Source organism: Glycomyces endophyticus (assembly GCF_039531525.1).
In the GTDB taxonomy this organism is placed as follows: domain Bacteria; phylum Actinomycetota; class Actinomycetes; order Mycobacteriales; family Micromonosporaceae; genus Glycomyces; species Glycomyces endophyticus.
Genome location: NZ_BAAAQF010000009.1, coordinates 206,872 through 213,326 on the forward strand (window position 1 = coordinate 206,872; position 6,455 = coordinate 213,326).

The 6,455-nt window shown below is 71.6% G+C and carries 8 protein-coding genes; 3 read left to right on the plus strand and 5 right to left on the minus strand.

The window, feature by feature from the left end:
* Positions 1 to 166: 166 nt before the first annotated feature.
* The 3 genes from ABD419_RS13740 to ABD419_RS13750 form a co-directional block, all read right to left on the minus strand.
* Positions 167 to 595, minus strand: a complete 429-nt coding sequence (locus tag ABD419_RS13740; RefSeq protein WP_344487288.1) for an organic hydroperoxide resistance protein — start codon at positions 593 to 595, stop codon at positions 167 to 169.
* A gap of 11 nt (positions 596 to 606) precedes the next feature.
* Entirely contained in the window at positions 607 to 1,053 is a 447-nt protein-coding gene (locus ABD419_RS13745; RefSeq protein ID WP_344487290.1) for a MarR family winged helix-turn-helix transcriptional regulator, read from the minus strand.
* 241 nt (positions 1,054 to 1,294) lie between these two features.
* Complete coding sequence (locus tag ABD419_RS13750) at positions 1,295 to 1,858, minus strand: TetR/AcrR family transcriptional regulator (RefSeq protein ID WP_344487292.1); 564 nt, start codon at positions 1,856 to 1,858, stop codon at positions 1,295 to 1,297.
* A gap of 127 nt (positions 1,859 to 1,985) precedes the next feature.
* Between ABD419_RS13750 and ABD419_RS13755 the strand changes: the two genes are divergently transcribed.
* Entirely contained in the window at positions 1,986 to 2,408 is a 423-nt protein-coding gene (locus ABD419_RS13755; RefSeq protein ID WP_344487294.1) for a hypothetical protein, read from the plus strand.
* A gap of 126 nt (positions 2,409 to 2,534) precedes the next feature.
* Positions 2,535 to 3,608, plus strand: a complete 1,074-nt coding sequence (ychF, locus tag ABD419_RS13760; RefSeq protein WP_344487296.1) for a redox-regulated ATPase YchF — start codon at positions 2,535 to 2,537, stop codon at positions 3,606 to 3,608.
* A 135-nt stretch (positions 3,609 to 3,743) separates the two neighbouring features.
* Here ychF and ABD419_RS13765 read toward each other — a convergent pair whose 3' ends face one another.
* Positions 3,744 to 4,097, minus strand: coding sequence for a pterin dehydratase (locus ABD419_RS13765; RefSeq protein WP_344487298.1), 354 nt, complete (start codon positions 4,095 to 4,097; stop codon positions 3,744 to 3,746).
* Positions 4,098 to 4,525: 428 nt separating this feature from the next.
* Between ABD419_RS13765 and ABD419_RS13770 the strand changes: the two genes are divergently transcribed.
* Positions 4,526 to 4,936 (plus strand): (deoxy)nucleoside triphosphate pyrophosphohydrolase, encoded by a 411-nt coding sequence (locus ABD419_RS13770; RefSeq protein ID WP_344487300.1) that lies wholly within the window; start codon positions 4,526 to 4,528, stop codon positions 4,934 to 4,936.
* A 66-nt stretch (positions 4,937 to 5,002) separates the two neighbouring features.
* Here ABD419_RS13770 and ABD419_RS24995 read toward each other — a convergent pair whose 3' ends face one another.
* The gene (locus ABD419_RS24995) at positions 5,003 to 6,241 is read right to left on the minus strand and encodes an alanine racemase (RefSeq protein WP_486327375.1); all 1,239 of its coding nucleotides are present in this window, start codon (positions 6,239 to 6,241) and stop codon (positions 5,003 to 5,005) included.
* Positions 6,242 to 6,455: the final 214 nt, after the last annotated feature.

A 6,455-nucleotide genomic window follows, 5' to 3' on the forward strand; every position in this document is an offset into this window, starting at 1 on the left:
GCTGACCCGGGCGGCCGTCGCACCCCCGTGTCAGGGTTGATCCAAGGGGTGCTGCGAATGCCCGATTTGCACCGAACCGCCGAGACACACCCCGTTCACGTTCGAGGGCCCGGCATCGCGATGCGATGCCGGGCCCCGTCGTATGCCGCGTCTGGTCGTCGGCGGCCTAGTCGTCGGCGGTCTGGACGAGGTCGATCTCGACCGAGATGTTGCCGCGGGTGGCGTTGGAGTACGGGCAGACCAGGTGGGCCTTCTCCACCAGGCCCTCGGCGACGTCGCGGACGGCGCCGGGGGTGGAGACCTCGAGGATGGCGTTGAGGCCGAAGCCCTCGCCCTCCTTGCCGATGCCGACGCTGGCCTCCACGGAGGAGTCGCCGAGGTCGACCTTGGCCTGGCGGGCGATGAGCTGGAGGGCGCTGTGGAAGCAGGCCGCGTACCCGGCGGCGAACAGCTGCTCGGGGTTGGCCTTGCCTCCGGGGCCGCCGAGCTCCTTCTGGATGGCGAGGTCGAGGTCGATGAGGCCGTCGTCGGTGGCGACGCGGCCGTTGCGGCCCTCGCCGGAGGACACGGCGTGTGCGACGTAGAGCGGTTCCATGTGGTTTCCCCTTACTCGGTGGTGTGCTCGCGGGTGCGGATGGCGGTGGTGAACTCGTTGAGCTTGTCGCGCAAGGCGATGAGCTCGTCGTAGGACATGCCCGAGGCGGACCCGACGACCTGGGTGATCTCGCAACCCCGGCGTTCGAGCGCGGCCCCGGCCTCGGTGAGGTGGACGGTGACGCGGCGCTCGTCCCCGGCGTCGCGGCGGCGCTCGACGTACCCGCCGGCCTCCAGGCGCTTCAGGAGCGGCGAGACGGTGCCGGAGTCGAGCTGGAGCTCGTCGCCGAGCCCGCTCACGGTGCGGCCGTCGTGCTCCCACAGCGACATGAGGACCAGGAACTGCGGGTAGGTGAGTCCGAGGGAGTCGAGCATGGGCCGGTAGAGCCCGATCACCGCCCGGGAGGCGGTGTACAGGGCGAAGCAGGCCTGCTCGCGGAGCCTCGGTGTCGCGTCCATGCAAGAACTGTAGCGCACAATTCAATTGTGCACAACTTACATGCCGGAACGGCTCCCGCGAACCGCCGGCACCGCCTCCCCCACCCGCCCGGGGACGCTGCACTCCACCCTCCCCCGCGGGTCCGACACTTCCGCGCCCACGCGCGGCCGATGTCACCCGAACGGGAGCCGGATGCGACCGGCGCTCACCGCTCCCGTGCGGCCGATGTCGCCCCGAACGAGGGCCGGACGCGACCGGCGCTCACCCCCGGCCGAGGGCGGTGGCCGCGGCGACGGCCTTGAAGGCCCCCTCGGGGTCGTCGAGGACCGCGCGCGGGAAGTTCCCGGCGAGGAGCAGCTCCGCGAAGCCGTGCGCGAGCGACCAGGCGGCCAGCGCGCGGGCGTTGAACGCGGCGTCCGGCCCGTCGGTGCCGGAGCCGCGGTGGAGGGCCTCGCGCGAGCGGACGCTGGCGCGCACCAGGTCGGGGTCGTCCATGTGGAGCAGCTCCGGTCGGAACATGATCTCGAAGTGGGCCCGGTGGTCGATGGCGAAGCGCACGTACGCGGCGCCGACCGCGTCGAAGTCGCCGGTGGCGGTCCACGCGCGTTCGAGCGCGTCGGCGAACCGGTCGAACCCTTCGGCGGCGACGGCGGTGAGGAGCCCGGCCTTGTCGCCGAAGTGGTGGGCCGGGGCGGCGTGGGAGACGCCGGCGCGCTTGGCGACGGCGCGCAGGCTCAGGGCGCTCGGGCCGGTCTCGCCGACGGCCTCGACGGCGGCGTCGATCAGGGCGCGGCGGAGGTCCCCGTGGTGGTAGCGGTCGGTCACGGAGACCACTCTAGCGCGGATCTTGACAGTGTCAATCAATACGGGCTACGATCCACACGGAAACTAGACACTGTCAAGACGGCTGCGCGCCTTCGGCTCCAGCGCACCGTCGGATTGGAAGCCCCCGATGTTCGAGTCCGCCTTCGCCCTCAGCGACGCCTCCCGGCTCCTCGCCGGCGTCGTCCTCCTCACCGTCGTCACCATCGAGTTCGGCGGCGCCTTCCTCGTCCGCGTCGCCAGCGGCAAGGTGCCCTTCACCGAGTTCCAGAAGTCGTTCTCGCGCGCCGGGCACGCCCATGCCGGCGTCCTCGTGGTCTTCAGCCTCGTCGCCCTCGTCCTCGCCGACGCCACCGGCCTCGACGGCGCCTGGGGCTGGATCGCCCGCGCCGGCGTCCCGCTCGCGGCGATCCTCATGTCCGGCGGGTTCTTCGCCGCCATGGCCGGCAAGGGCCGCACCGAGCCAAACAAGGCGATCGCCCTCCTGTACGCCGGCGCCGCCAGCCTCGCCGCCGGCACCCTGACCCTCGGGATCGGCCTCCTCGCCGCCTGAGGGGCCGGGCGCCCGCCCGCGGGGCCGGACACCCGGCAGCCCGGCCCCGGGCCCGCAGGTGGGCGCCCCCTCCTTCCGCGGTCGCGCCGCACGGCCGCGCGGCGGCGCCGCCTAGAATCGACTCTCGTGAAACTCAGCATCGGTATCGTCGGCCTGCCCAACGTCGGCAAGAGCACGCTGTTCAACGCGCTGACCCGCTCGGACATCCTCGCGGCGAACTACCCGTTCGCGACCATCGAGCCGAACGTCGGCGTCGTCGCCGTCCCCGACGACCGGCTGCCGAAGCTCGCCGAGATCTACGAGTCCGAGAAGACCCTCCCGGCCACCGTCACGTTCGTCGACATCGCCGGCCTGGTCAAGGGCGCCTCCGAGGGCGCGGGCAAGGGCAACCAGTTCCTGTCGAACATCCGCGAGACCTCGGCGATCGCGCAGGTCGTGCGGGTCTTCGAGGACGGCAACGTCACCCACGTCGACGGCAAGGTCTCCCCCGTCGACGACATCGAGACGATCAACACCGAGCTGATCCTCGCCGACCTCCAGACCGTCGAGAACGCCCTCAAGCGCCTCGAGCGCGAGGCGCGCATGAACAAGGACGCCCGCGCCAAGCTCGAGGCCGTCCAGACCGCGCAGCAGGTCCTCGACGGCGGGAAGACGATCTTCGCCGCCGGCCTCGACACCGAGCTGCTGTACGACCTGCACCTGCTCACGGCCAAGCCGTTCATCTACGTGTTCAACGTCGACGAGGACCAGGTCGCCGACGAGGAGCTGGCCGCGAAGCTGCGCGCGCTGGTGGCCCCGGCGCAGGCCGTGGTCCTCGACGCGAAGTTCGAGTCCGAGCTCATCGACCTCGACGAGGCGGAGGCCCTGGAGCTCCTGGAGTCGACCGGCCAGGCCGAGCCGGGCCTCGACCGCCTCGCGAGCGTCGGCTTCGCGACCCTCGGGCTCCAGACCTACCTGACGGCCGGGCCGAAGGAGACGCGCGCCTGGACGATCAAGCAGGGCGCGACCGCTCCGGAGGCGGCCGGCGAGATCCACACGGACTTCCAGCGCGGCTTCATCAAGGCCGAGATCGTCTCGTACGACGACCTGGTGGAGGCGGGCACGATGCAGGCGGCGAAGGCCGCGGGCAAGGTCCGCATGGAGGGCAAGGACTACGTCATGGCCGACGGCGACGTGGTCGAGTTCCGCTTCAACGTGTAAGACGCAAGCGACAGGCCCGCACACCGTGCGGGCCTGTCGCTGTTCGGCGGATCGCCGGGAGGTGGGGTTCCCGGCGGTCCGCCTTGCTCGTGCCGCCGCTAGCGGCGGTCCGCCCGTACGCGCACGGCGGGCGGGTCATTCACCTCGCCGGAGCCATCGGAAGCGGCCCTTGGCGAGGCCGCCTTCTCGTGCCGCGAGGTCCCCGGCGATGGTGATGTAGGCGGTCTCGACGCGTCCGGCGAAGGTCACGTCGGTGAGGCTGAAGCCGCCTTCACGGGCGAGCACGATGAGCGTGGCCTCGTCCGTGCGCCGCACGTCCGGGCGGACGCCCAGCGTGTCGGCGAAGATCTTGATCTGCTCCGCAAGCTCGGCGTGCTGGGAGGCGTCGAGCGGCAGCGACCGCGAGAGGCGGCCGTCGTCCGCTACCCAACCGTTGAGCTCCCTCAGTGCATCCAGCAGCACGTTGTCGTCTTGCTCCGTTCTCCCCATGGCACCGTCGCCATTCGTCGTCGCCGTTCCGAAGTGCCGCGTCCAGCAGAGCTGTGCCCTGCCGGAGCAGGGCCGCGACCGATCAGTAAGGTTGGCCTGACAGCGACCCGGCAGTCACGAGGGGCGTTCGTGTCTGAATTGTCGCCGGATCTTTATCATTTCTGAACCGAGTCTTCCCCGTTGTTCAGCTTCTGTCCAGACCGGCAAACGGGATTAAGCGGGCATACCGGAATTATCAGGACGGTTCTTGTCTGGTTTTGTGCCGACGGACACGATTCCTGACCACCCGGGCCATGCAACATCATCCGAACGTATGAGCAACAGGATGCTCAGTAGCGCTCACGCATCGTCATCGTTCGTGCGAAAGATAACGAAACGCCTTCAACACGGCAACGGGCGCGTCGGGGCCGTGCCTTAGACTCCGGCCGGTGAACGATCCCAGCACCGCCGAACCCCGCGTCGTCGTCGGCGCCGCGATCCGCGACGGCCGCGCGATCCTGGCCGCGAAGCGCGCCTACCCGCCCGAACTCGCCGGCCTGTGGGAGTTCCCCGGCGGCAAGCTCGAACCCGGCGAGACCGAGCCCGAGGCGCTGCGCCGCGAGTGCCGCGAGGAGCTCGGCGTCGAGATCACGGTGGGCGAGCGCGTCCTCGGCGACCTCGCCACCGGCGGCGGCCGCTTCACGCTGCGCGTCTACTACGCGGACCTCGCCGGCGGCGAGCCGCACGCGAAGGAGCACGCCGAGCTGCGCTGGCTCCTGCCCGAGGAGCTCGACTCGGTCCCGTGGCTCCCGGGCAACCGCCCCGCGGTCGAGGCGATCCGCGCGGCGCTCGCCGAATAGCGGGAGCGCCGTGCTCGCGGGCCGACCCGTGCGACGGCGAAGGAGCCGACGCCTTCTCATGCAGCCCTAGAAGAACGTGCGGACCGCGTCGACCACGCGGCCGGTCTCCTCGTCGACGACCGGGATCAGCCGCCACTTGTCGAAGCTCGTGCACGGGTGCGAGAGCCCGAGGCGCACGGTGTCGCCGACCTCCAGGTCCCCGAGGTCGCCGGTGAGGAACAGGTGCTGGTCGCTGATCTGCGGGCACTCGGCGCCGTCGAGGTCGACCGTCTGCCCTTGACCGTCGATGCGGCCCAACGGGATCGGCAGATCCTGGTCGTAGGGGAAGTCGCGGCGGCCTCCGTCGAGGATCGCGAGGCCCGGTTCGGGCCGCGAGAGCACCTGGGAGCGCCCTTCGAGGGCCGGCCTGAACTCGGGCCCGTCGCCGCCGCGCGCGGCCGGGGTCATGCGGGCGTAGAAGCCGTGGTCGTGGACGAGGTACGAGCCGGACCGCAGGAGCACCTCGGCCTCGCCCGCGAGCGGCCCGAGGACCGCCGCGACCCGGTCGAAGTAGGCGCTGCCGCCGGCGCTGACGACGGGCCGGTCGGTCTCGAAGTCCAAGGCGGCGTACAGGGTCGCGAGGTCGCCGAGGTAGTCGTCGACGGCCGCGAGCGCGGCCGCGTCGGTCCCCGCGGTCACCGAGCCCTCGTATCCGGCGACGCCCGCGAGCCGCAGGTTCGGCGCGGCGGCGACCCGCGCGGCGACCGCGAGCGCGGCCTCGATCCCGCGCGCCCCGGCCCGCCCGCCGGGGGTGCCGAGCTCGACGATTACATCGCAGGTCGTAGACACCGCGGCGGAAACCCTATCGATAGTTGGGATGGAATCGGAAAAAAGTCCGATGGCAGTGCCTTGACCGGCCCATACGCTTAGTGCAGCCAGCGCGGCAGGATCGGCGATCTGGTTGGCGACGAGGATGCGCGGCACGCCGAAGTGGCGGGCCACGCCGGCTTGAAAGGGGGTGGCGACGGTGATGCCGACGGCTCCGGCGGCGAGCTGACGGTGCCACAACTGCGGAGCCATGGTGGCCTTCCCATGGGGGGCGAGGGAGAGCCCTCGCTCGGCGCACCAGGCGGCCATGGCATGCAGATTGTGGTCGAGGGCCTGGGCCGAGAGGACGACGATCGGAGTCCCGAGCTCAGCGGCGAGCGGACCGGTGGCGGACCGCTGAGCAGGGCCCGACCCGCGGGAGACGGCGTCGGCAGCGGCCCGGGACGCGGGGCGCGAGGAGGGTGAGGCCGCATAGGAGGCGGTGGGCGAAGCGGCCAGGAGGGCAGCGTCCGCGGAGGGATGGGCAGCGGAGGAGACGGCCGGAGAGTCCGCGGAGGGAAGCGCCCTAGAGGAGGCGGCAGGAGAGGCAGGGTGCGCGGCGGGAGGGGCCGCTTGCGAGGCGGCGGGCGAGGCCGCGTCCGCGGAGGGTAGGGCCGGGTAGGAGGCGGTGGGCGAGGCGGCAGGAGAGGCAGGGTGCGCGGCGGGAGGGGCC

Coding starts and splice junctions, on each gene's coding strand:
- ABD419_RS13740 (WP_344487288.1), bottom strand. CDS start 595: ATGGAACCGCTCTACGTCGCACACGCCGTGTCCTCCGGCGAGGGCCGC.
- ABD419_RS13745 (WP_344487290.1), bottom strand. CDS start 1,053: ATGGACGCGACACCGAGGCTCCGCGAGCAGGCCTGCTTCGCCCTGTAC.
- ABD419_RS13755 (WP_344487294.1), top strand. CDS start 1,986: ATGTTCGAGTCCGCCTTCGCCCTCAGCGACGCCTCCCGGCTCCTCGCC.
- ABD419_RS13765 (WP_344487298.1), bottom strand. CDS start 4,097: ATGGGGAGAACGGAGCAAGACGACAACGTGCTGCTGGATGCACTGAGG.